Here is a 21,585-nt window from a genome sequence, read left to right as displayed (position 1 = left end):
GACACTGTGCCGTTGTCTTTCGAGAGGAACTAGCGGTGTTGGTAATTGTCGGTCGGATCGGCCGGGCGCACGGGATCAAGGGCGAGATCGGGATGATCGTCCGCACGGACGACCCGGACCTGCGCTTCGCCGACGGCGCGAAGCTCGTCACGACCTCCAACCCGCCCCGGACACTCACCGTGGAATCCAGCCGTTGGCACAGCGGGCGGCTGCTGGTGAAGTTCGTCGAGTCGCCGGACCGGACCGCTGCGGAGCTGCTGCGCAACCTGGAGGTCCAGGCCGAGATCGACGAGGACGAGCGGCCCGAGGATCCCGAGGAGTACTACGACCGCGAGCTGATCGGTCTGAAGGTCCGCACCGCCACCGGTGAGGAGGCGGGTGAGGTGATCGACGTGATCCACCTGCCGTCCCAGGACCTGCTGGAGATCCGCCGGCCCGCGGGCAACGCCGTACTGGTGCCGTTGGTCGAAGAGTTGGTTCCGGAGATCGACCTGGACTCCGGCTATGTGACTGTGGCCGATCGGCCTGGTCTGCTCGACCCTGAGGGCGCCGAGGTGGTTCCGTCGCAGCCGGGAGACACGGGCCAATGAGGCTGGACGTCCTCACGATCTTCCCGGAGTACCTGGCCGCGCTGGACGTCTCATTGGTCGGCAAAGCCGCGCAGAGCGGTCTTCTGGACGTCCGGCTGCATGACCTGCGGGAGTGGACCTACGACCGGCATCGGACCGTCGACGACACCCCGTACGGCGGTGGCGCGGGCATGGTGATGAAGCCGGAGCCGTGGGGTGAGGCGCTGGATGCGGTCGCGCCGCCCGGTGCTGCGGAGCAGCCGCGACTGATCGTGCCGACGCCCGCTGGCCGGCCGTTCACTCAGGCGCTCGCCTACGAGCTGGCCGAGGAGCCTTGGCTGGCGTTCGCGTGTGGCCGGTATGAGGGCATCGACGCACGGGTCGCGGCGTACGCGGGGGAGCGGATGCGCGTCGACGAGGTGTCGATCGGCGACTACGTGCTGAACGGCGGAGAGGTCGCCGTACTGGTCATGGTCGAGGCGGTGGCCCGGCTGCTGCCTGGTGTGATCGGCAATCCGGAGTCGCTGGCCGAGGAGTCGCACTCTGGGGACGGGCTGCTGGAGTACCCGGTGTACACGAAGCCGGTGAGCTGGCGAGGGCACGACGTACCGGAGATCCTGCTGTCGGGGAACCACGGCAAGATCGCCGAGTGGCGGCACGAGCAGTCCATCAGCCGCACCGCGGAGCGCCGTCCCGACCTGCTGGCCGCGTGGGGCGACGTACTGGCCGCCAAAGAGGATGCCGACGGCATCCGGATTCTGCCGGCGACGCCTGGTGACGCGGGGGAGATCCACACGCTGCAACTGGCCGCCTTCCTCTCCGAGGGACGCCTGTACGACGAGTACGCGATCCCGCCGCTGCTGGAGACGCCTGAGGCGGCGGCTGAGCGGCTGCGCGAGGGACTGGTGTTGAAGGCCGTGGCGGGTACGCGGATCATCGGATCGGTGCAGCTGACCGTCAACGGATCGGTCGGCTACATCGGGCGGATCGTCGTCGCACCGGACTGGCAGGGCCGCGGTCTCGGGAGCCGGTTGCTGCGGACCGTCGAGAAGCTCGCGCCGGCCGAGGTGACCGGGTATGAGCTGAACACAGGCGGGCGGAGCGACCGGAACCTGGCGCTGTACCAGAAGGCCGGCTACCGGGAGGTCCGGCGGGAGGCCCAGACCCCGAAGGTCGACCTGGTGCACCTCGCCAAGCGCCGCCGGAAGAAGTGACCGTGCTCACCCTGTGCTGATCACCTGGGCGGATTTCGTCACGGTGCGGGGCATGTGGCAAGATTGTCTGCTGCTGCTCTTTCGGTGCTCCTGCCACAGGGGGTGACCACCGATCGGCAGCTTTTCGATGACTTCATCACCAACCACTTCGTGGGTGACCTGTGGCACGCGCGAGAGAAGAGACACCTGATGAGCAAGATCCTGACCGAGCTCGACAACGCGAGCAAGCGCGACGACATCCCGGCCTTCCGCGCCGGTGACACCGTGAACGTGCACGTGAAGGTCGTCGAAGGCAACCGGTCCCGTGTCCAGGTGTTCAAGGGCGTCGTGATCCGCCGCCACGGTGGTGGCCTGCAGGAGACCTTCACGGTCCGCAAGGTCAGCTTCGGCGTCGGTGTCGAGCGGACCTTCCCGCTGCACACCCCGATCGTCGAGAAGGTCGAGGTCGTCACCCGCGGTGACGTCCGTCGCGCCAAGCTGTACTACCTGCGCGAGCTGCGCGGCAAGGCAGCCAAGATCAAGGAGAAGCGGGACAACATCCCGGCCTCCTGAGCCCCGTAACAACAACCACCCATGGCGCCGAGCACTGCGACTCGTGCTCGCCCTCGCTCGGCACCCCGGGGGGCACGTCGCAGCAAGGGACGTCACCGCAGGCTGAAGCAGCGGAATCCGCTGCTCAGTCTGCTGGTCGAGATGACCACCGTGACGGTGCTCGCACTCGTCATCACGGTGGTGCTGCGGCTTTTCGTCGCCGAAGCGTTCTACGTGCCCTCGGAGTCGATGTACGACACGCTCACGAAGGACGACCGGATCCTCGCGGAGAAGGTCAGCTACCTGCATCGTGACGTCGAGCGTGGCGACATCATCGTCTTCAAGGACCCCGCCAACTGGCTGAACGAGGAGCCGACCAAGCCTGGCGCGTTGCGTCAGGTCGGTGAGTTCGTCGGCATCCTGCCGCGCAGCGGTGAGGGTCACCTGGTCAAGCGGGTGATCGGGCTGCCCGGCGACAAGGTGGTCTGCTGCAACCGCAACGGCCAGGTCACGGTGAACGGGATCGCGCTGGACGAGCGGGAGTACCTGCTCAAGGACGCACACCCCTCGGACACGCCGTTCAGCGTCGTCGTGCCGGCCGGTCATCTGTGGGTGATGGGCGACAACCGGGCCCAGTCCGCGGACTCCCGTGCCCATATGGGCGGCCCCGGGGGCGGGTTCGTCCCGATCGAGAACGTGGTTGGCCGGGCCTGTTGCGTAATCTGGCCGTCTGACCGGATGACGATGCTGCGTCCTCCGGAAACCTTCAAGAAGCCGGGGCTGAAGAAGTGACCGATACACCGACGAAGACGGACGACGCCACACCCGCCAAACCCGCCCATCGTTCCGGCTTCGCGGCCGCCGCGCGCGAGTTCGTGCTGATCGTCGTGGGAGCGCTGATCGTCTCCTCGATCCTGCGGGCCTTCGTCGGGCAGATGTTCATCATCCCGAGCGAGTCGATGGAGAACACGCTGCTGGTCGGTGACCGGGTCGTCGTCGAGAAGCTCACCGACGTCAAGCGTGGCGACGTGGTCGTCTTCGAGGATCCGGGCGGCTGGCTCGGCGCCGAGGAGAGCGGCCAGAAGCGCGGTTCGGTCGGCCGGTTCTTCGAGGTCGTCGGCCTGCTGCCGGACTCCAGCCACGGTCACCTGATCAAGCGCCTGATCGGGATGCCGGGCGACAAGGTCGAGTGCTGTGACACCAAGGGCCGGCTGCTGGTGAACGGCAAGCCGCTGGAGGAGACGCCGTACCTGTACCCCGGTGACGCCGCCTCGCAGCTGGAGTTCCAGGTCACCGTCCCGGCCGGCCGGATCTTCGTGATGGGTGACCACCGCTCCGCCTCCGGCGACTCCCGCGTGCACCTGCAGGACGTCGACGCCGACGGCGGCAACCCCGGTGACGCGGCCTTCGTCCCCCTGGACAAGGTCACCGGCCGCGCGATCCTGGTCGTCTGGCCGGCGGGCCGCTGGGCGAAGCTCGGCGTACCGGACACCTTCAAGCAGGTACCGCCCGCGGCCGGCCCGCCGCCGGCCAAGCCGTCGATCTCGCTGACGCCGCCGCCCAAGTAGTCCCCGCTCGGTGACAGCGCCCCCTCTCAACCGACCAAGCCGCCGCCCGCACGCCTTTTCGTGCGGCGGGCCGGTGTGTCGATCTTGGGTGCGCAGCGCCGACCGGATGCCGTGTTCGTCGGTGGGATTGCCTAGGGTGGGTCGTGTGATGCGGAGGGTTGGATGAGCGCGTTGCCCCGCGGGAGCACGGTGCGCCGTGACGCCGGGCTGTACGGGTACGAGCGGGCCTTGCGCCGGGTCGGCCTGGACCCGATCGCCGGTGTCGACGAGGCCGGCCGTGGACCGTGTGCGGGCCCGCTGGTCGCTGCCGCGGTGATCCTGCCGGAGGGCAAGCGCGGTCAGATCCCCGAGCTGGCCGATTCCAAGCTGCTCACCGCCAAGGCCCGCGAGCGTTGCTACGAGGAGATCCGCAACCGCGCCCTGGCCTGGTCGGTGGTCTCGATCGAGGCGCCGGAGTGTGACCGCCTCGGCATGCACGTGGCGAACCTCCAGGCGCTCCGCCGGGCCCTGTTCCGCCTCGACGTGCGCCCGTCGTACGTGCTGACCGACGGCTTCGGTGTCGACGGTCTCGGCGTACCGGGGCTGGCGATCTGGAAGGGTGACCGCGTGGCGGCTTGTATCGCCGCCGCCTCCGTGATCGCCAAGGTGACCCGCGACCGCGTGATGGAACACTGGGACCAGGAGTACCCGCAGTACGGCTTCGCCGTCCACAAGGGCTACTGCACCCCCGAACACCAGGCGGCACTGGACGAATACGGCCCGTGCCCACAACATCGACGGCGGTTCGAGAATGTCCGCCGCAGTCTGCGGCCCGATATGGGACAGAATGTCACCAGTCCCACCGGAGTGGAGAGCAGTCGATGAGTGCAGATGATCTCGAGAAGTACGAAACCGATATGGAGCTGCAGCTCTATCGGGAGTACAAGGACGTCGTCGGGATCTTCAAGTACGTCGTTGAGACCGAACGGCGCTTCTACCTGTGCAACGCCGTGGACCTCAAGGTCCGCACCGAAGGCGGCGACGTCTACTTCGAGGTGACCATGGCCGACGCCTGGGTCTGGGACGTCTACCGTTCCGCCCGCTTCGTCAAGAACGCCAAGGTCGTCACCTTCCGCGACGTCAACATCGAGGAGCTCGCCAAGTCCGACCTCGAGGTCCCCAAGGACTCCGACTTCGGTCGCTAGATCACGTCAACCGGCCTCCGGGCGGGTGAGGCACCAGCCGGTCGAGGCCAGATGGACGAGCTCCAGGGCCGCGAGGGCCTCCAGGGCTCCTTGGGTTGTGGGAACGTCCAGACCCGCCGTGGTGGCGATGCGGTGGGTCGGAACCGGGGTTTGGACCGGTACGGCGTCCAGCGCGCGGCGGAGGTCGTGGGAGAGCTCATCGATCGCCGTCTTCGGGGCGTGCCGGTAGGAGGTCAGCCCACTGCCCAGCTCGGAGACGGCCTCGATGACCTCGGCGACGTCAGTCACCAGTACGGCGTCCCGGTCACGGATCAGCACGTGGCTGCCTTCGGACATGCGGGAGGTGATGGGCCCTGGCACGGCCATCACCGGGCGGCCGCACTGCTCGGCCCAGCCGGCACTGTTCAGGGCGCCGCTGCGGACGGCCGCCTCGACGACCAGCGTGCCCTGACTGGCGGACGCGATCACGCGATTGCGAGCCAGGAACCGCAGCTTGCTCGGGGAACACCCCGGTGACAACTCACTGACCACCAACCCTTGCTCGACGATCCGGCTGAACAACGCCGAGTTGCTCCGTGGATAGCTCTTGTCCACCCCACAGGCCAGCACCGCGACAGTGACCCCGGAAGCCGCGAGCGCCCCGCGATGCGCCGCCGCATCGATCCCATACGCCCCGCCCGACACCACGGCGTATCCATTGGCGGCCAACCCCGCCGCCAGCTCCCCGGCCACATGCGCCCCGTACGACGAGCACGCCCGTGCTCCCACGATCGCCACCGACTTCTCCAGCACCTGCCGCAATCGCGCCGGCCCCCGCACCCACAGCCCGAACGGCACTCCCGCCCGCCGACTCAGCTGCCCAGCATCCGCCAGCACCTCTACCTGCTCAGGCCACTCGTCGTCCCCCGGAATCACGAACCGCGCCCCAACTGCCGCGGCCCGCTCCAGATCCCGCTCAGGCTCCACAGCCGCCATCCGTGTCTCCCACCGCTCCGTCCCCAGGTCCTTCCGCCGCAGTCGCTCCCACATCTCCAGCACGCCCATCCCTTCGAACACCTTCAAGGCAGCCAGATCTCCCGGCTCGATCACCCGCCCCAACCCCACCCGGGCCAACCGCTCCGCATCCCCGCTCCCACCAACCCCAGCCCGTGGAACCTGACCAGGCCCCCGACCACCGACCCCTGCTTGAGATGGGCTGCCGGCCTCAGCCTCGCCGCTCCCAAGGTTCCCCTCGCGATTGGCTCCCGGCCCGCCAGCCGCGACCTCCTGCCTGTCCACGCCGCAAACCACCGCCGATGGCACTTCGTGGTGGTGCGTCGCGGATGCCGCGTCATGCGGCTCGTGAGTGGTGGTCAGGGGAGCGGGGCAGGTGTGGCTCATGAGATCGATCCTTTGAGGGGGCGGGTATCGGACAGCGGGGTGAGGGTTTCGCCGGCACGGAGCTGGAAGGCTTCGTGGGTGAGCTCAAGGGTCGGTTGAGGGACACCGCGGAGGTCAGCGAGGGTCCAGGCGAGGCGGACGACGCGGTCGAAGCCGCGGCCGGTCAAGCGGCCGGTGGCGTAGTGGTCTTCCAGCAGGCGCTGGGCTTTCGAGTCGAGGGGGAACTCTCGGCGCAGGACGGCACCGGGGACTTGGCTGTTGAGCGTCCAGGGACTGTCGCGGTAGCGGGCGGACTGTCGGTCCCGGGCGGCTCGCACCCGGGCCGCGACTGCTGCGGTCGGTTCCGAGGCGTCGGCCTCGGTGCCGCTGCGGCCGGCGGGCAGGATCTGGCGCTGGATGTCGAGGCGGTCCTTGATCGGTCCACTGATCCGCTGCTGATAGCGAGCGAGCGCCTGCGGTGTGCAGTTGCAGACGGCGTGCCGGACGCCGGACATCCCACAGGGACAGGGATTCGCGGCCAGCACGAGCATGAAACGCGCCGGGAACTTCGCCACGGCTGCTGATCGATGCACCTCGACGAACCCCGACTCCAGCGGCTGCCGCAACGTGTCGAGTGTCAGCGGGTGCATCTCGGGTGCCTCGTCGATGAAGAGGATCCCGCGATGGGCGCAGCTGATCGCCCCAGGCCGCGGCACACCCGAACCGCCACCGACCAGACTCGACAGCGACGCCGTGTGATGTGGCGCGATGAAGGGCGGCCGGGACACCAGCTCGGCTTCGCCGCTCAACATCCCGGCCAGCGAATGCACCGCGGAGACTTCCAGCGACTCGTCGGTGCTGAGATCCGGCATCAACCCGGCCAGCCGCTCCGCCAGCATGGTCTTGCCCGAACCCGGCGGACCGTGCAGGAACAGGTGGTGACCACCCGCGGCCGCCGCCTCGATCGCCCGGCGGCCTTCGTGCTGGCCGATCACGTCGTGCAGATCGACCTCAGGAACCCTGGTCAGCGACTCCGACAACAGCCGCGGCTCCGCCTGCGGTGGCGCCTCATCGGGAATCTCGACGCCGCGCAGCAACGCCAGCACCTGCCGCAGTGACCGCACCCCGTAGACCTCGATGCCCGGAACCAGCCGTGCTTCGCCCGCATTCAGTTCAGGGACGACGATGCGGTCGAACCCGGACCGGGCCACGGCCAGCGTCATCGCGAGCGCGCCCCGAACCTCCCGGATCCGGCCGTCCAGCCCGAGCTCACCGATGATCGCGGTCCGCCGGGTCGAGACTGCCTCGACGACCCCGGCCGCCGCGAGCAGGGCACACGCGATCGCGACGTCGTAGTGCGAACCGGTCTTCGGCAGGGTCGCGGGGGACAGGCCGATGGTGACCTTGCGGTCCGGGAACTTCTCGCCGCTGTTGACTACGGCGGCCCGGACCCGATCCCTCGCCTCCGAGAGCGACGCATCCGGCAGACCGATCAGCGTGGTCTTCGGCAGGCCCTGCGCGATGTCGGCCTCGACCTCGACCAGATGACCCTCGAGCCCGACCAGGGCGACCGACCACATCTGCGCGAGCGTCATCAGGCCGCCCCTCGCAGGTGCTCCACCTGAGGCTGCGCGCCGTGATCGAGCAGGACGGAGACGAAGTCGATCCTGACCTCGCTCGGATGGACCTCGTGGCTGCGCAGCCAGGCGCCGGCCAGCTTCCGCAACGTGGTCAGCTTGCGGTACGTGATCGACTCGAACGGCGACCCGTAGCCGAGCCCGCGCCGCGTCTTCACCTCACAGATGACGAGGGTGCCGCCCTCCCGCGCGACGATGTCGATCTCACCGATCCCGCAGCGCCAGTTGCGCTCGAGAATGACCAGACCCTCAGTCGTGAGATACCTGCTGGCGAGATCCTCGCCGAATCTGCCGACGGCGTTCTTGGTTGGCATCGTTGACCACCTCCGGCAGAGAACATGCCGGGATCAGCCCCCGATTTTCACCATGACTTCGCCGCCTGTGGAAAACCACAGACGGCGAAGGGGGTGTGTGAAGCGAACGCGTTAGTTGCGCATGTGTTTGCCGCGGGTGGGCTTTGTCTGGTTCGGGTTCTGTTGCGGGGTGCGGACGGCCTTCAGTTCGCCGGTGCGATCGGGATCGTTGCGGATGGCCTGCAGGCCGCCCGTGCCGGGGTCGGTGTCGCCGATGTCGAAGTCCCAGCTGTCCTCGTTGGCCAACCGGCTGTGCCAGCGTCCGTAGAGGCCGTAGATCGCCAGCCCGACCACCATCCAGATGCCGAACTTCGCCCAGGTGCTGGTCTTCAGGTTGAGCATCAGCCACAGGGTCGCGCCCAGTGACAGCAGCGGGATCAGTGGGACCATCGGCACCCGGAAGCCGCGCTCCAGATCCGGCTCGGTCCGGCGCAGCCGCAGCACGCCGACCGCACAGAACGCGAAGCAGAACAGGGCTCCGATGACGAGCAGCTCCTCCAGTTCGAGGACCTTCGGGTACAGCGTCAGCGCGACCGCGGCCAGGCCGGCGGCCCCCGCGGCGCGGGCGGGCGACGAGTAGACCCGGCTGACCCGGCCCAGGCTCTTCGGCAGCAGGCCGTCACGGCCCATGTTGAACAGCACCCGGCTCTGCGCGATCAGGACCACCATGATGACGGTCATCAACGCCAGCAGCGCGCCCAGGTTGACCACCTTGGCGGCCCAGCCGACACCGACCGCCGCCATCGCACTGGACACCGGCGCACTGCCGCCGAGCTGCCCGTACGGGCGCATGCCGACCAGGACGACGGCCATCGCGATGTAGAGGATCGTCACGGCGCCGACGCCGAGCAGCATCCCCTGCGGGACCGTCTTGCGCGGGTTCTTCGCGTCCTCGGACGCGGTCGCGATCAGGTCGAACCCGATGTAGGCGAACACGATCGTGCTCGCCGCGGTGAAGATGCCCATCGTCCCGAAGGTGCCGAACGACGAGTCCAGGATCCAGCTGAACAAGGTCGGACTGGCCGTCGCCGGAGCCGCCCGCGACATCGGCACGAACGGCGAGTAGTTGTCCCAGTTGATGTGCGTCGCGCCGACCACGATGACCAGCAGGATCACGGCCACCTTGGCGATCACGACCACGGTCAGCACCCGGGCGGACAGCTTCGTCCCGGTGACGACCATCGCGGTGAGCAGGAGCAGGAGCAGCGGCGCGACCAGGTTCAGCTTGGCGTCCGGGCCGAAGTACTTCGCGACGTTGTCGGGCAGCGTCAGGCCGAACCCGTCCAGGGTGGCCAGGAAGTACGCCGACCAGACCCGGGCGACGATCGCGGCGGCGGTGACGAGCTCGAGCACGAGGGCCCAGCCGACCAGCCAGGCCCACATCTCGCCGAAGGTCACGTAACTGAAGGTGTAGGCGCTACCCGAGACCGGGATCGTCGAGGACAACTCGGCATAACAGGCCGCGGCCAGCAGGCACACGATCGCTGCGATGACGAACGACAGGATCACGGCCGGACCGGCGGTCAGTGCCGCCTGGTTGCCGCTGATACTGAATATGCCGGACCCGATCATCACGCCCAGGCCTAAAACGACCAGGTCGCGACGACCGAACAGGCGCGGCAGACGGTGCCGTGCATCCTCGACTCGAGTGAACGCCGACTCGACCGGCAGGCGCCGGCCTACGGTCTGTCCGTTCGCTGAGGGGGCCATGGTCAGGGGTGCCTCCGTTGCTACTAGGGCAATCGGGCCGAACAGTAGCCGACCCTCGGGTTATCGACCAGACCTCCCTTTCCCGACGTCCGCGCGGTGGCTTGCGATGCCGGTCCCGCTCCCGCATGGTCGAGGCATGACGCCGGAGGAAGTCAGCACCGACCTCACCAGGCCGGAGAGTTTCACGGTGTTACTGACCGACTACGAACGGCATCTGACGGCGGAAAGAGACCTCAGCAAACATTCCGTCAGAGCCTACCTCGGAGACATCGCAGATCTACTCGATCATTTGATTCGGCTTGGTCACAACGATCTCGAGGCGCTCGACATCCGTGGCCTGCGGTCCTGGCTGGCCAAGCAGCAGAGCCTGGGGAAGTCGCGCAGCACGATGTCCCGCCGGGCGACCGCCGCGCGGGTCTTCACCGCCTGGGCCAACCGGACCGGGCGGATCACGACCGATCCCGGCGCGTTGCTGGCCAGCCCACGCCCGCACAAGAGCCTTCCGGGCGTGCTCAACCTGACCGACACCCGCGCCGTCCTCGACGCCGCCGCGGTCTCCGCCGACGACGGAAGCCCGGTCGGGCTGCGCGATCTGGCGATCATGGAGTTGCTCTACGCAACGGGTATCCGGGTCGGCGAGCTCTGCGCGCTGGACATCGACGACATCGACACCTCGCGGCGGGTCGTGCGTGTCTTCGGCAAGGGCCGCAAGGAGCGCTCCGTCCCGTACGGCGTCCCGGCGGGCCGGACGCTCGATCGCTGGCTGGACGAAGCCCGCCAGCAACTGGCTCGCTCCGGCAGCGGACCCGCCGTCTTCCTCGGAGCCCGGGGAGGCCGGATCGATCAGCGCGCCGTACGGCGGTTGGTGCACGAGCGGATCGCGGTCGTCGAGGCGCCGGACCTCTCGCCGCACGGGCTGCGGCACACGGCGGCGACGCACCTGCTGGAGGGCGGTGCGGATCTGCGGAGCGTGCAGGAGTTGCTCGGTCACGCTTCGCTGGCGACCACGCAGATCTACACGCACGTCTCGACCGATCGGCTCCGCAAGGCCTACGAACAGGCGCATCCCCGCGCCTGAGGGAAGGTGTGTCTGCGCACCGGGTGCGGCGGCTGCCCACCCGAATACGGCAGACTGCGGACTATGCGGGTTTCGGCGAAGTCTGACTATGCGTTGCGGGCGCTGATCGAGATCACCCAGCGATGGGTGGCCGACGATCCCTCGGTCGTGTCGGCCGAGGAGCTCAGTCGCGCACAGGCCATCCCGCACGGCTTCCTGCAGGGCATCCTGGCCGACCTGCGGCGGGCCGGCATCCTGGCCAGCCAGCGCGGGCAGTCCGGCGGGTGGAAGCTCGCGGTGGACCCCAACGAGATCTCGGTCGCCGATGTGATGCGGGCCGTCGACGGGCCGATCGTGAGCATCTCCGGTGTCCGGCCCGAGAGCGTCGCCTACAACGAGCGGGCCGTCGTCCTGCAGCGCGTCTGGATCGCCGCGCGGGCCAGCCTGCGCGACGTCCTCGAGCACACCACGCTGACCGACCTGGCCAAGAACAAGCTCCCCGCCGGGGTCGAGCGGCGGTCCAAGGACGACGACGCCTGGCAGGCCCGCGTCCCCGGCAGCTGACAGCGGCAGTAACCGAACCGGTCGCTCCGGCAACAGGGTGAGCGGGTCGAGATAGCGCTCGCCCTCCAGCAGACCCCAGTGCAGGCAGGTGTCGGGTGCACAGTGCGAACCGGCCGCCGACAGGTGACCGATGACCGTTCCGACGGTCACGACGGTCCCGGCCCGGACAGACGGTACGACCGGTTGATACGTCGTACGGCGGGGGCCGTCGGCGATCGTGACGACGCCGAGCCCGGCGACCGAACCGGCGTACGTGATGGTGCCGTCCGTGGCAGCGAGGACGGGTTGGCCGGGGGAGCCGGCCAGATCGACGCCGCGGTGGCCGGGGAGCCAAGGTTTGGCAGGGTTCTCGAAGCCGTGGACGACGGCCGGCCGGGGCTCGAGCGGCCAGGCGGTGGGCGGGGGTGCGGGAGCGAGGAACAGGCAGCAGATGTTCATGCTGAGAACATGCCGTCGAGGGCGCTGATTTCCGCCGCCGAGTTGCTGCCTGTGGACAACCGATGCCCGGTTCGCTTCCGGCGGGGTCGGTCCCGTAGACTTCTCGCAGCGTCCCACCTCGCGTGGGGCGACTACGCATGCCCGAACCCCTGTGCGACCCCCTCGGTCCTGGCTTCATCGCCCGGATGGGGCCGCACGACGGGCATCAGGCGCGGCGGGCCGACCGGTCCGTCGCGAATCAACCGAGACTGCGTTGCCCGGGGCGATACCCGGAGGCGCGACAGGAGGAACACCTCATGGCCGTCGTGACCATGAAGCAGATGCTCGAGAGCGGTGTCCACTTCGGGCACCAGACCCGGCGCTGGAACCCGAAGATGAAGCGATTCATCCTCACCGAGCGCAACGGCATCTACATCATCGACCTGCAGCAGTCGCTGTCGTACATCGACCGCGCCTACGAGTTCGTGCGCAGCACGGTCGCCGCCGGTGGCGCGATCCTGTTCGTCGGTACCAAGAAGCAGGCCCAGGAAGCGATCGCCGAGCAGGCGACCCGGGTCGGCATGCCCTACGTGAACCAGCGCTGGCTGGGCGGCATGCTCACCAACTTCCAGACCGTCAACAAGCGGCTGCAGCGCCTCAAGGAGCTGGAGCTGATCGACTTCGACGACGTTGCCGCCTCCGGTGTCACCAAGAAGGAGCTGCTGCAGAAGCGTCGCGAGCACGACAAGCTGCTCAAGACCCTCGGCGGTATCCGCGACATGGCCCGGGTCCCGGCCGCCGTGTGGATCGTGGACACCAAGAAGGAGCACCTCGCGGTCGACGAGGCGCGCAAGCTCAAGCTGCCGATCATCGGCATCCTGGACACCAACTGCGACCCGGACGAGGTCGACTTCCCGATCCCGGGTAACGACGACGCCATCCGCTCGGTCGGCCTGCTGACCCGCGTGGTCGCGGACGCCGTCGCCGACGGTCTGATGTCGCGTGGTGGCCAGGGCGCTGCGGCGGCCGGCGAGGAGCTGGGTGCCGAGGAGCCGATGGCTGCCTGGGAGCGCGAGCTGCTGGAGAGCCAGAACGGCGCTGCCGCTGCGGAGGCCCCGGCCGCCGACGCGGCGAAGGCCGACGAGGCGCCCGCCGCCGAGGCTGTCGCGACCGAGGCCCCGGCCGCGGAAGCCGCTGCTCCGGCCGCCGAGGCTGCCCCGGTTGCCGAGGAGGCCCCGGCTGCTGCCGAGGAGACCCCGGCCGCCGAGGCCCCGAAGGCCGACGAGGCCTGAGACCCGCTGATCCTGCCGCCCGCACCGCGGGCGGCAGGGCCACCGGACAGGTCCGCCCATCCAGCCGCATCGACTGAAGACGAGAGAACGAGGAATGGCGAACTACACCGCCGCTGACGTCAAGAAGCTCCGCGACACCACCGGCGCGGGCATGATGGACGCGAAGAAGGCGCTCGAGGCCACCGACGGTGACTTCGAGAAGGCGATCGAGGAGCTGCGCATCCACGGCGCGGCCAAGGCGCAGAAGCGGGGCGCCGAGCGCTCCGCCAGCAACGGCCTGGTGGCCGCGGCCGAGAACGCCCTGGTCCAGCTGAACTGCGAGACCGACTTCGTCGCCAAGAACGAGCAGTTCCAGCAGCTCGCGGCCGACATCGTCGCGCACGCGTCGGCCAGCAAGGTCGGCGACGTCGAGGGCCTGCTCACCGAGAAGCTGACCGACGGCAAGTCGGTCGCCGAGAACATCGAGGCCCTGGCCGCGGTCATCGGCGAGAAGCTCGAGCTGGGCAAGGTCGCCGTCTTCGACGGCCAGGTCACCGCGTACATGCACAAGCGTGCCGCGGACCTGCCGGCCCAGGTCGGCGTCCTGGTCGAGTTCGAGGGCGACAACATCGAGGCCGCCCGTGGCGCCGCCATGCAGGCCGCCGCGATGCGTCCGCTCTACACCACCCGCGACGAGGTTCCGGCCGAGACGGTCGCGAACGAGCAGCGGATCGCCGAGGCGACCGCGCGCGAGGAGGGCAAGCCGGAAGGCGCGCTCCCGAAGATCGTCGAGGGCCGGGTGAACGGCTTCTTCAAGGAGGTCGTGCTGCTCGAGCAGCCGTCGGTCACCGAGAACAAGAAGACCGTGAAGGCCGTCCTGGACGAGGCCGGCGTGACCGTGAAGCGGTTCGCCCGCTTCGAGGTCGGCGCCTGAGGTCTGAAGGACCGACTGCACAGCATCGCAACGAGGAGAGGCCGGAATCGTGACGGAAACCCTGGGTACCGAGACGAATCCGGCCTCTTCGCCGTATTCGCCCGCCTACCGGCGGGTGCTGCTGAAACTGTCGGGTGAGGTGTTCGGCGGCGGCAAGCTCGGCGTCGACCCCGACGTGGTGAACTCGATCGCCGCCCAGATCGCCGAGGTGGTCCGGGCCGGCGTCCAGGTCGCGATCGTCGTCGGCGGCGGCAACTTCTTCCGCGGCGCGGAGCTGCAGCAGCGCGGGATGGAGCGCAACCGCGCCGACTACATGGGCATGCTCGGCACCGTGATGAACTGCCTGGCGCTGCAAGACTTCCTGGAGAAGCTCGGCGTCGAGACCCGGGTCCAGACCGCCATCACGATGGGCCAGGTCGCCGAGCCGTACATCCCGCGCAAGGCCGAGCGGCACCTGGAGAAGGGCCGCGTGGTCATCTTCGGCGCCGGTTCCGGGATGCCGTACTTCTCCACCGACACGGTGGCCGCCCAGCGCGCGCTCGAGGTCGGCGCCGAGGCGCTGCTGATGGGCAAGCAGGGCGTGGACGGGGTCTACGACTCCGACCCGAAGACGAACCCGGACGCGGTCAAGTTCGACCAGCTCTCGTACGACGACTTCCTGTCCCGCGGCCTGCGGGTCGCCGACGCGACCGCGATCAGCCTGGCCCGCGACAACGCGCTGCCGATCGTGATCTTCGGTCTCGAGGAGGGCAACATCGCCCGCGTCGTGCACGGGGACAAGATCGGGACGGTCGTCGCCCCGGGCTGACCGCCCCAGGTTCTCCGCAGGCCAGTGGTACGGCGAGCGCCGCCGTACCACTAGGATCGGTCGACACGGGTGGATGTCCGCGATCCGGCGGACCTCCCGTGCGTAGGGTTGAGGTGGCCGCGCCGACGCGGCCCTGAGGAAGCGAGGAATGTCGTGATCGACGAAGCACTCCGCGAAGCCGAGCAGAAGATGGCGAAGGCCGTGGAGGTCGCCAAGGACGATTTCGCCGCGATCCGTACCGGCCGCGCGCACCCGTCGATGTTCTCGAACATCGTGGCGGACTACTACGGTTCCCCGACGCCGCTGCAGCAGCTGGCCGGTTTCCAGGTCCCGGACCCGCGGACCGTGCTCATCTCGCCGTACGACAAGGGCGCGATGGCCGCGATCGAGAAGGCGATCCGCGACTCCGACCTCGGCGTGAACCCGGGCAACGACGGCTCGGTCATCCGGGTCACGATGCCGCAGCTCACCGAGGACCGCCGCAAGGAGTACATCAAGGTCGCCAAGACCAAGGGCGAGGACGCCAAGGTCTCGGTGCGCAGCATCCGCCGGCACGCGATGGACTCGATCGGCAAGTCGGTCAAGGACGGCGAGGCCGGCGAGGACGAGGGCAAGAGTGCTGAGAAGCGGCTGGACGGGATGACGAAGAAGTACGTCGACTCGATCGACCAGCTGCTCAAGCACAAGGAAGCCGAACTGCTCGAGGTGTGATGGGCGTCGAGAGCACGCCCCCACCCGTTCCGAAGCCGGCTTCGGATCCTGGCCGCGCGGGGCGGAATCTGCCTGCGGCGATCGGGGTCGGCGTCGGCCTCGGGGTGGTGATCATCGGATCGCTGTTCTGGATGAAGTTCCTGTTCATCTTCGTCGTGCTGGCCGCCGTGCTGCTGGCCGTGGACGAGATGATCAAGTCGCTGCGGACCGGTGGTGCGGTGATCCCGCGCGTTCCGGTCGTCGTCGGTACGGCGGCCATGCTGGTCGCCGCGTACTTCGGCGGGCCGATGGCGCTGCTGACCGCGATGGCGCTCACGGTGCTGGCCACGATCTTCTGGCGGATGCCGGGCGGTTCGGTCGGCTTCGTGCGCGACACCAGCGCCGGGGTCTTCCTGATCGGGTATGTCCCGCTGCTGGCCGGTTTCGCGATCCTGCTGGTCCAGCCGGATGCGGACGGGCCGTACCGGGTCCTCACGTTCTTCCTGGTGGTCGTCGCCAGCGATGTCGGCGGTTACGTGGCCGGAATCCTGTTCGGCAAGCACCCGATGGCTCCGACGATCAGCCCGAAGAAGTCCTGGGAGGGCTTCGCCGGTTCGACGCTGTTCTGTGTCGGTGCCGGCATCCTCTCGGTGGTCTTCCTGCTCGACGGTCACTGGTGGGTCGGTGCGATCGTCGGTGTGGTGGCGGTGCTGACGGCGACCGTCGGTGACCTCGGCGAGTCGATGATCAAGCGTGACCTGGGCATCAAGGACATGTCGAACCTGCTGCCCGGTCACGGTGGAGTGATGGACCGGCTGGACTCACTACTGGCGACGGCGCCGGCGGTGTGGCTGCTGCTCCATCTGCTGGTGAAGGGGTGAGCGCATGACGATCGCACCGGACGGACGATCGCTGGTGGGTCCGGTGATCCGCCTGGATCGCCTGCAGGACAACGAGTACGACGAGCTGTACGCCGCCATCGGCAACGAGCAGGTGTACGCCGGTGGCTTCGGTGGCGGCGTGATGCCGACCAGTGCGGCCGCGATGCGGGAGAGCTGGATCCCGGCCACGGCCAAGCGGTTCGCGTACGGCGTCCGGTTGGTTGCCGACAGCCCCCTTGGTGCGGCCGGCACCCTGGTCGGGACGTCGAGCCTCGCCGATGTCGATGTCCCCAACGAGCGGATCCACATCGGCTTCACCGGCTACGCGCCCGCGGTCTGGGGCTCGGCGGTGAACCCGTCGGCGAAGCTGTTGCTGCTCCAGCACGCCTTCGAGGACTGCGGTTTCGGCCGGGTCAAGATCCAGACCGGCTTGAAGAACACGCGCTCCCAGGCGGCGATCGCCAAGCTGGGCGCGACCCGTGAAGGCGTGCTGCGCCGCCACATGCGCCAGGGCGACGGTTCGTTCCGCGACACCGTCGTGTTCTCGATCCTCGCCGACGAGTGGCCCGAGGTGCGCGAGCGCCTCGAGGAACGCATCAACCGCTAGCTCGCCAGCTCCGCGAGTGCGGTGAGCGACGCGACCAGGTCGCCCCGGTCATACGTGTTCGTGGTGACCAGGAGCTCGTCGGCGCCGGTACGACGTACCAGCCTGCCGAGCGCGGCGTCGACCTCAGCCGGGGTCCCGTAGATCTGGCCGGTCAACGCGTTCTCGAAGAACTCCCGCTCCTTCGGCGTCATCTCGGCCGGGGGAGCGGACTCGAGCGGCGGGAACACGCCACGCGTCCGCGTGTAGGCGCTCGCCCACGCCTCCGGGAGCAGCAGCTCACGCGCCTGCTCGGTCGTCGGTGCTACTGCAGCCGTGGCCGCCAGTACGACGTACGGGTGCGCAGCCTGGGCGGATGGGCGGAACTCGGCCCGGTACCGCGCGACGAGCTTCAGCAGGTCGTCCTCGCCTTTCACGCCGGCGATGACCAACGGCAGACCGAACGCCGCGGCCAGCGCAGCGCCCTCGCCGATGGCCAGGATGAACGCCGGGATGCGTAATCCCTCGCCCGGGCGGGCGTGGACCTGCGGATGTGCCTGCTGAGTGCCGTCGAAATACCCCAAGAGTTCCTTGAGCTGGTCAGCGAAGTCCTCGGCCGCGTCCTTCTCGACGCCCAGCGCCCGGCGGATTCCGTTGGTGAACCCGACCGAGCGGCCGAGCCCCATGTCGATGCGGCCCGGGTACAGCGACTCCAGCACGCCGAACTGCTCAGCCACGACGAGCGGCTGGTGGTTCGGCAGCATCACACCGCCGGTACCGACCCGGATGGTGTCAGTGCGCGCTGCGATGGCCGCTGCGAGCACTGTAGGGGCGGAACCGATCACCCCAGGCACGCTGTGGTGTTCAGACACCCAGAACCGCTTGTAGCCGAGCTTCTCGACCTCCTGCGCCAAGTCGACGGTCGCACGCAGCGTCTCGGCCTCAGACTCGCCCACGCGTCGCCGCGACCTGTCCAAGACCGACAACGGCACCCCTGACAACAAGCCCATACTCAAGGCAACGGCGGCCTCGGACGGCTCATTCCCCAAGCAGGAGCTGCAGGTCTGCCCGGAACCGGGCGTCATCGCCCAGCGGTGCCAAGAACTCGCGTTCAACCTCGTGCCGGACCCGCTCGGCCGCCTCGAGGGTGCGCTCGCCCTCGGAGGTCAGGACCACGACGTTGCGGCGGCGATCCTCGGCGCTGCGCCGCCGCTCGACCAGCCCGCGTTCCTCGAGACCGTCGATCAGATCGCCGATCGACGTCCGATCCACCCGGAGTCGCGCGGCGACCTCCAGCTGCGACAGCGGTTCGCCGGAAGCGATCGAGGCGAGGACGGCCAGATCCCGGCCGTTGAGCCCGTGCGGCGCCAGCGCCTCGGTCTGCGCCTCGGTCAGGCGCGCCAGCACGTGTTTGAGCAGATATCCCAGCCGATCGGACGCCATGGGCCGAATCTACCGGGGAACTGATCGTCAGGAGAGCTGATCGTCAGTTACTCTGACGATTATGGAACCGACCTTCGGTCTGAAGACCACCCCGATGCATGTCCCGTACGCCGAGATCCAGCGCGTCTGGCGGGAGGCCGACGAGACCCCGTTGATCCGCGACGCGTGGTTGTGGGACCACTTCCTGCCGCTGGCCGGGCCGAAGGGCGGTGACGTCCTGGAGGGCTGGACGCTGCTCGCGGCTCTGGCCGCTCAGACGAGCCGGCTGCGGCTCGGACTGCTCGTCACCAGCAACCGGATCCGGCCGCCGGCGGTGCTGGGCAAGATCGCCAGCACGCTCGACGTCATCTCCGGCGGTCGCCTCGTGATGGGGCTTGGCGTGGGTGGCACGCACCAGCCGGACGGCGCCGGAGGCATTCCCGGTCCGAATCCCGCGGCCGCGGAGTACGCGGCGTACGGGCTGAGTTTGGTACCGCCGGGGGAGGGTGTGGACCGGTTGCGGGAGACGATCGAGATCCTGCGGGCCATGTGGACCGAGGAGGTCTTCGACTTCCAGGGCCGGTACTACGCGCTCGAGCAGACCAGGAACGCGCCGAAGCCGATCCAGCGTCCGGGGCCGCCGCTGCTGATCGGTGGCTGGGGCAACCGGATGATGCGACTGATCGCGGAGTACGCCGACGTCTGGAACATCAGCGGGCCGCCGCACAACGACCTCGATTTCCTGGCCGACCGAGTCCGGCGACTCGATGCCGAGCTGGCGGCGATCGGTCGCGATCCGGCCTCGGTCAGCCGCTCGCTGCAGCAGGTCGTCTCGTACGACGATCCGGCGTCGACGCGCGCCATCGTCCGGAGTGCGGTCGGCCTGGGCTTCGATCACATCGTGCTGTCGCTGCCCCGGCCGTACCCGGACCGAGCTGTCCAGTGGCTGGTCCGGGAGATCATCGAGCCGACCCTCGGCTGACTTTTCGAGCAAGATCGAAAGGCTCGAAATCCGTTCCGGGGCCTCCTGGGAGCCGTCGTACTGGGCTCTGACCTGCGGAAATGTCCTTTCGTCAGTATCTGACGGATCTCGTGACGATCTTGGGCAGGGGTTTACATTCCGTCGAGATGGGACTGCACTCGGTGCTGGAGCGACCACCCCGGGTCACTCCGTGAGGCTGAGGGAGTTGACATGAGGCACACCCCGCCGAAATTGAAGGCCGCACTCTGCGGTCTGGCCCTGATCGCCGCAGCAGCACTGCCGATGGGCGCTGCCCCCGCCGTCGCAGGACCGGTGCCGGCTGCACCCACGCTGTCGGCCGAAGCAGTTGCGGCGACCAAGGCCGTCCCCACGCTGGGCTACTCCACCCAGACGCTGAAGACCCTGAACATCCAGTTCCAGTACCAGCAGACCGGCTACTGGTGCGGCCCGGCCGCGACCCGGATCGCACTGTCGGCCAAGACGTCGTCGCTGCCCAGCCAGCAGCAGTTGGCCAACGAGCTGCCCACCACGACCAATGGCACCGACTGGATCGGTCAGGTCACGCGAGTGCTGAACAACCGCCTCGGCACCAGCTACTACGAGACCAAGGAGATGCCGAACGATCCGCCGACGCAGGCGCAGCGCAACCTGCTCTGGCAGGACATCACGTACGACGTCGACCGCGGCTGGGCGCTGGTCGCGAACATCGTCGCGCCGGCCAGCAACCACCCGCCGGGCTACCCGAACTACACGATCTACCACTACTTCACGGTGATCGGATACGACTCGAGTGACTCGACCGTCCTGATCGCTGACCCGGCCGGCTTCGCCCCCACGGCGACGTACTGGCTGACCTTCAACCAGCTCGCGACGCTGATCCCGCCGAAGGGCTACTCGGCCTGAGCCAGCTCACTGAGGATGGCGTCCACGTGGTCGAGCCGCAGGTCGCGAACCTCACGCAAGCTGAACGCACCACCACGATGCGGACTCAGTACGACGTTGGGCAGCTCGTGGAACGGGTACGCCGACGCGGTGACACCGATCGCCGCGTCGGCCGCCCGGGCCTCGTCCCACCACACGTCCAGCCCCGCAGCAACGCCTCCCGCGTGAAGGCGCTCGTACAGTGCACGCTCGTCGACCACGGTCGCGCGGGCGACGTTCACCAGCACGCTGGGCTCCGGCAGGCGGGCAATCAGGTCCGCACTGAAAAGCCCAGCAGTCGCTGGTGTTCCAGGCAGAGCCAGTACGACGACGCGCGACCGGCTGACGAGTCCGGGCAGCTCGGACCGCGGGTGAACGCGGATGTCCCCGTCAGACGCCGCCTGCTCGGTGGAGCGCACCACATGCACCGCCATACCGAGTCCACTCAGCGCACGGGCGATGCGGCGGCCCACTTCGCCGTACCCGATGACCAGTGCGGGGTGGCCGCCGAGAATCATCGTGGGGTTCGGCGGCACGAACCGCGTGGTCCAGTCGCCCGACCGCATGCCCTGGTCGGCCGGCACGATCGCGCGAGCCGCCGCGAGTACCAACGCAACCGCGAGCTCGGCCGTCGGACCAGCGTTGTGATGGACGGTCCGCAACCGCACAGCCGGGAATTCCTCCAGCAGATCACGCACCTCCTGCCGCACCCCGGCGAACGGTACGACGAGCGTCCGCAACTGCGGGCTGGCGGCAACGAGTTCGCGCGTGGGCGAGCGGGCGACCAGTACGTCGTACGAGGCGTCTGCAGGCGGTGCGCCGTCGGTGAATCGCCAGCCAGGGTGGCGTTTCGTCAGCCGCTCGGTGGCCTCGTCCTCGAGGACGCCCACACCGTGGACCCAGAAGTGCGTCATGGGGTGGAAATGTAGT

At 68.7% G+C, this 21,585-nt stretch carries 24 protein-coding genes and 1 pseudogene; 17 read left to right on the top strand and 8 right to left on the bottom strand.

The annotated features are described in order from the left end of the window. Positions 1 to 35: 35 nt before the first annotated feature. The 7 genes from rimM (at position 36) to ACIA49_RS26795 (ending at position 5,066) form a co-directional block, all read left to right on the top strand. On the top strand, positions 36 to 590 hold the full coding sequence (rimM, locus tag ACIA49_RS26825; protein WP_396380086.1) for a ribosome maturation factor RimM: 555 nt from the start codon (positions 36 to 38) through the stop codon (positions 588 to 590). Beyond that, a complete protein-coding gene (trmD, locus tag ACIA49_RS26820) occupies positions 587 to 1,783 on the top strand; it encodes a tRNA (guanosine(37)-N1)-methyltransferase TrmD (RefSeq protein WP_396380085.1) in 1,197 nt (398 codons plus the stop codon). Before rimM ends, trmD begins: the two co-directional genes overlap by 4 nt. A 189-nt stretch (positions 1,784 to 1,972) precedes the next feature. Continuing rightward, positions 1,973 to 2,335: a 50S ribosomal protein L19 gene (gene rplS, locus ACIA49_RS26815; protein WP_391546425.1), complete on the top strand. Its 363-nt coding sequence runs from the start codon at positions 1,973 to 1,975 to the stop codon at positions 2,333 to 2,335. Between the two features lie 141 nt (positions 2,336 to 2,476). Beyond that, on the top strand, positions 2,477 to 3,106 hold the full coding sequence (gene lepB / locus ACIA49_RS26810) for a signal peptidase I (RefSeq protein ID WP_396380084.1): 630 nt from the start codon (positions 2,477 to 2,479) through the stop codon (positions 3,104 to 3,106). Beyond that, on the top strand, positions 3,103 to 3,882 hold the full coding sequence (gene lepB, locus ACIA49_RS26805) for a signal peptidase I (RefSeq protein ID WP_396380083.1): 780 nt from the start codon (positions 3,103 to 3,105) through the stop codon (positions 3,880 to 3,882). Before lepB (ACIA49_RS26810) ends, lepB (ACIA49_RS26805) begins: the two co-directional genes overlap by 4 nt. A gap of 162 nt (positions 3,883 to 4,044) precedes the next feature. Then, positions 4,045 to 4,746: a ribonuclease HII gene (locus ACIA49_RS26800; protein ID WP_396380082.1), complete on the top strand. Its 702-nt coding sequence runs from the start codon at positions 4,045 to 4,047 to the stop codon at positions 4,744 to 4,746. Beyond that, positions 4,743 to 5,066 (top strand): DUF2469 domain-containing protein, encoded by a 324-nt coding sequence (locus ACIA49_RS26795; RefSeq protein WP_012922325.1) that lies wholly within the window; start codon positions 4,743 to 4,745, stop codon positions 5,064 to 5,066. The genes ACIA49_RS26800 and ACIA49_RS26795 overlap by 4 nt, the downstream gene beginning before the upstream one ends. A 6-nt stretch (positions 5,067 to 5,072) precedes the next feature. Here ACIA49_RS26795 and dprA read toward each other — a convergent pair whose 3' ends face one another. The 4 genes from dprA to ACIA49_RS26775 form a co-directional block, all read right to left on the bottom strand. Further along, on the bottom strand, positions 5,073 to 6,155 hold the full coding sequence (gene dprA / locus ACIA49_RS26790; RefSeq protein WP_396380081.1) for a DNA-processing protein DprA: 1,083 nt from the start codon (positions 6,153 to 6,155) through the stop codon (positions 5,073 to 5,075). 287 nt (positions 6,156 to 6,442) lie between these two features. Next, complete coding sequence (locus tag ACIA49_RS26785) at positions 6,443 to 8,020, bottom strand: YifB family Mg chelatase-like AAA ATPase (protein ID WP_396380080.1); 1,578 nt, start codon at positions 8,018 to 8,020, stop codon at positions 6,443 to 6,445. Next, entirely contained in the window at positions 8,020 to 8,376 is a 357-nt protein-coding gene (locus ACIA49_RS26780) for a YraN family protein (RefSeq protein ID WP_396380079.1), read from the bottom strand. Before ACIA49_RS26780 ends, ACIA49_RS26785 begins: the two co-directional genes overlap by 1 nt. A 111-nt stretch (positions 8,377 to 8,487) precedes the next feature. Beyond that, positions 8,488 to 10,125 carry an APC family permease gene (locus ACIA49_RS26775; protein ID WP_396380078.1) on the bottom strand — a complete coding sequence of 546 codons (1,638 nt, stop codon included), beginning with the start codon at positions 10,123 to 10,125 and terminating at the stop codon, positions 8,488 to 8,490. Between the two features lie 136 nt (positions 10,126 to 10,261). Between ACIA49_RS26775 and ACIA49_RS26770 the strand changes: the two genes are divergently transcribed. Together ACIA49_RS26770 and ACIA49_RS26765 are read left to right on the top strand one after the other, a co-directional pair. Next, entirely contained in the window at positions 10,262 to 11,203 is a 942-nt protein-coding gene (locus ACIA49_RS26770; RefSeq protein ID WP_396380077.1) for a tyrosine recombinase XerC, read from the top strand. A gap of 63 nt (positions 11,204 to 11,266) precedes the next feature. Continuing rightward, positions 11,267 to 11,746: an RrF2 family transcriptional regulator gene (locus ACIA49_RS26765; protein ID WP_396380076.1), complete on the top strand. Its 480-nt coding sequence runs from the start codon at positions 11,267 to 11,269 to the stop codon at positions 11,744 to 11,746. 54 nt (positions 11,747 to 11,800) lie between these two features. Here ACIA49_RS26765 and ACIA49_RS26760 read toward each other — a convergent pair. Then, positions 11,801 to 12,184, bottom strand: a pseudogene (locus tag ACIA49_RS26760) (peptidoglycan DD-metalloendopeptidase family protein); the annotation flags it as partial. 296 nt (positions 12,185 to 12,480) lie between these two features. Between ACIA49_RS26760 and rpsB the strand changes: the two are divergent. From rpsB to ACIA49_RS26730, 6 genes are all read left to right on the top strand, one after another. Then, a complete protein-coding gene (rpsB, locus tag ACIA49_RS26755) occupies positions 12,481 to 13,455 on the top strand; it encodes a 30S ribosomal protein S2 (protein WP_396380075.1) in 975 nt (324 codons plus the stop codon). A gap of 94 nt (positions 13,456 to 13,549) precedes the next feature. After that, entirely contained in the window at positions 13,550 to 14,368 is an 819-nt protein-coding gene (gene tsf / locus ACIA49_RS26750; RefSeq protein WP_396380074.1) for a translation elongation factor Ts, read from the top strand. A gap of 49 nt (positions 14,369 to 14,417) precedes the next feature. Beyond that, the gene (gene pyrH / locus ACIA49_RS26745; protein WP_396380073.1) at positions 14,418 to 15,176 is read left to right on the top strand and encodes a UMP kinase; all 759 of its coding nucleotides are present in this window, start codon (positions 14,418 to 14,420) and stop codon (positions 15,174 to 15,176) included. Positions 15,177 to 15,329: 153 nt separating this feature from the next. Continuing rightward, positions 15,330 to 15,887: a ribosome recycling factor gene (gene frr / locus ACIA49_RS26740; RefSeq protein WP_396380072.1), complete on the top strand. Its 558-nt coding sequence runs from the start codon at positions 15,330 to 15,332 to the stop codon at positions 15,885 to 15,887. Next, complete coding sequence (locus ACIA49_RS26735) at positions 15,887 to 16,747, top strand: phosphatidate cytidylyltransferase (protein WP_396380071.1); 861 nt, start codon at positions 15,887 to 15,889, stop codon at positions 16,745 to 16,747. The genes frr and ACIA49_RS26735 overlap by 1 nt, the downstream gene beginning before the upstream one ends. A 4-nt stretch (positions 16,748 to 16,751) precedes the next feature. Next, entirely contained in the window at positions 16,752 to 17,354 is a 603-nt protein-coding gene (locus tag ACIA49_RS26730) for a GNAT family N-acetyltransferase (protein ID WP_396380070.1), read from the top strand. On the opposite strand, the gene ACIA49_RS26725 is transcribed toward ACIA49_RS26730, so the two are convergent. Both ACIA49_RS26725 and ACIA49_RS26720 read right to left on the bottom strand, forming a co-directional pair. Then, positions 17,351 to 18,340, bottom strand: a complete 990-nt coding sequence (locus tag ACIA49_RS26725; protein ID WP_396380069.1) for an MsnO8 family LLM class oxidoreductase — start codon at positions 18,338 to 18,340, stop codon at positions 17,351 to 17,353. The genes ACIA49_RS26730 and ACIA49_RS26725 overlap by 4 nt on opposite strands. A gap of 28 nt (positions 18,341 to 18,368) precedes the next feature. Then, the gene (locus tag ACIA49_RS26720; RefSeq protein ID WP_396380068.1) at positions 18,369 to 18,773 is read right to left on the bottom strand and encodes a MarR family winged helix-turn-helix transcriptional regulator; all 405 of its coding nucleotides are present in this window, start codon (positions 18,771 to 18,773) and stop codon (positions 18,369 to 18,371) included. A 61-nt stretch (positions 18,774 to 18,834) separates the two neighbouring features. Here ACIA49_RS26720 and ACIA49_RS26715 point away from each other — a divergent pair, with 61 nt between their 5' ends. Both ACIA49_RS26715 and ACIA49_RS26710 read left to right on the top strand, forming a co-directional pair. Further along, on the top strand, positions 18,835 to 19,734 hold the full coding sequence (locus ACIA49_RS26715) for an LLM class flavin-dependent oxidoreductase (protein ID WP_396380067.1): 900 nt from the start codon (positions 18,835 to 18,837) through the stop codon (positions 19,732 to 19,734). Between the two features lie 210 nt (positions 19,735 to 19,944). Next, positions 19,945 to 20,637, top strand: coding sequence for a C39 family peptidase (locus tag ACIA49_RS26710; RefSeq protein ID WP_396380066.1), 693 nt, complete (start codon positions 19,945 to 19,947; stop codon positions 20,635 to 20,637). On the opposite strand, the gene ACIA49_RS26705 is transcribed toward ACIA49_RS26710, so the two are convergent. Next, positions 20,625 to 21,569 (bottom strand): NAD(P)-dependent oxidoreductase, encoded by a 945-nt coding sequence (locus ACIA49_RS26705; protein WP_396380065.1) that lies wholly within the window; start codon positions 21,567 to 21,569, stop codon positions 20,625 to 20,627. The two genes, ACIA49_RS26710 and ACIA49_RS26705, sit on opposite strands and share 13 nt — an antisense overlap. Positions 21,570 to 21,585: the final 16 nt, after the last annotated feature.

This window comes from Kribbella sp. NPDC051587 (genome assembly GCF_044453945.1).
Taxonomy (GTDB): domain Bacteria; phylum Actinomycetota; class Actinomycetes; order Propionibacteriales; family Kribbellaceae; genus Kribbella.
The sequence above is the reverse complement of the archived record's forward strand: the minus strand, read 5'-3'. Positions and strand labels throughout refer to the sequence as shown.

What these genes read in the sequence shown, in the direction of transcription:
- trmD (WP_396380085.1), top strand. Translation starts at nt 587, where the DNA reads ATGAGGCTGGACGTCCTCACGATCTTCCCGGAGTACCTGGCCGCGCTG.
- rplS (WP_391546425.1), top strand. Translation starts at nt 1,973, where the DNA reads ATGAGCAAGATCCTGACCGAGCTCGACAACGCGAGCAAGCGCGACGAC.
- lepB (WP_396380084.1), top strand. Translation starts at nt 2,477, where the DNA reads ATGACCACCGTGACGGTGCTCGCACTCGTCATCACGGTGGTGCTGCGG.
- ACIA49_RS26800 (WP_396380082.1), top strand. Translation starts at nt 4,045, where the DNA reads ATGAGCGCGTTGCCCCGCGGGAGCACGGTGCGCCGTGACGCCGGGCTG.
- ACIA49_RS26795 (WP_012922325.1), top strand. Translation starts at nt 4,743, where the DNA reads ATGAGTGCAGATGATCTCGAGAAGTACGAAACCGATATGGAGCTGCAG.
- ACIA49_RS26785 (WP_396380080.1), bottom strand. Translation starts at nt 8,020, where the DNA reads ATGACGCTCGCGCAGATGTGGTCGGTCGCCCTGGTCGGGCTCGAGGGT.
- ACIA49_RS26780 (WP_396380079.1), bottom strand. Translation starts at nt 8,376, where the DNA reads ATGCCAACCAAGAACGCCGTCGGCAGATTCGGCGAGGATCTCGCCAGC.
- ACIA49_RS26775 (WP_396380078.1), bottom strand. Translation starts at nt 10,125, where the DNA reads ATGGCCCCCTCAGCGAACGGACAGACCGTAGGCCGGCGCCTGCCGGTC.
- ACIA49_RS26770 (WP_396380077.1), top strand. Translation starts at nt 10,262, where the DNA reads ATGACGCCGGAGGAAGTCAGCACCGACCTCACCAGGCCGGAGAGTTTC.
- ACIA49_RS26765 (WP_396380076.1), top strand. Translation starts at nt 11,267, where the DNA reads ATGCGGGTTTCGGCGAAGTCTGACTATGCGTTGCGGGCGCTGATCGAG.
- rpsB (WP_396380075.1), top strand. Translation starts at nt 12,481, where the DNA reads ATGGCCGTCGTGACCATGAAGCAGATGCTCGAGAGCGGTGTCCACTTC.
- tsf (WP_396380074.1), top strand. Translation starts at nt 13,550, where the DNA reads ATGGCGAACTACACCGCCGCTGACGTCAAGAAGCTCCGCGACACCACC.
- ACIA49_RS26735 (WP_396380071.1), top strand. Translation starts at nt 15,887, where the DNA reads ATGGGCGTCGAGAGCACGCCCCCACCCGTTCCGAAGCCGGCTTCGGAT.
- ACIA49_RS26730 (WP_396380070.1), top strand. Translation starts at nt 16,752, where the DNA reads ATGACGATCGCACCGGACGGACGATCGCTGGTGGGTCCGGTGATCCGC.
- ACIA49_RS26725 (WP_396380069.1), bottom strand. Translation starts at nt 18,340, where the DNA reads ATGGGCTTGTTGTCAGGGGTGCCGTTGTCGGTCTTGGACAGGTCGCGG.
- ACIA49_RS26720 (WP_396380068.1), bottom strand. Translation starts at nt 18,773, where the DNA reads ATGGCGTCCGATCGGCTGGGATATCTGCTCAAACACGTGCTGGCGCGC.
- ACIA49_RS26715 (WP_396380067.1), top strand. Translation starts at nt 18,835, where the DNA reads ATGGAACCGACCTTCGGTCTGAAGACCACCCCGATGCATGTCCCGTAC.
- ACIA49_RS26710 (WP_396380066.1), top strand. Translation starts at nt 19,945, where the DNA reads ATGAGGCACACCCCGCCGAAATTGAAGGCCGCACTCTGCGGTCTGGCC.
- ACIA49_RS26705 (WP_396380065.1), bottom strand. Translation starts at nt 21,569, where the DNA reads ATGACGCACTTCTGGGTCCACGGTGTGGGCGTCCTCGAGGACGAGGCC.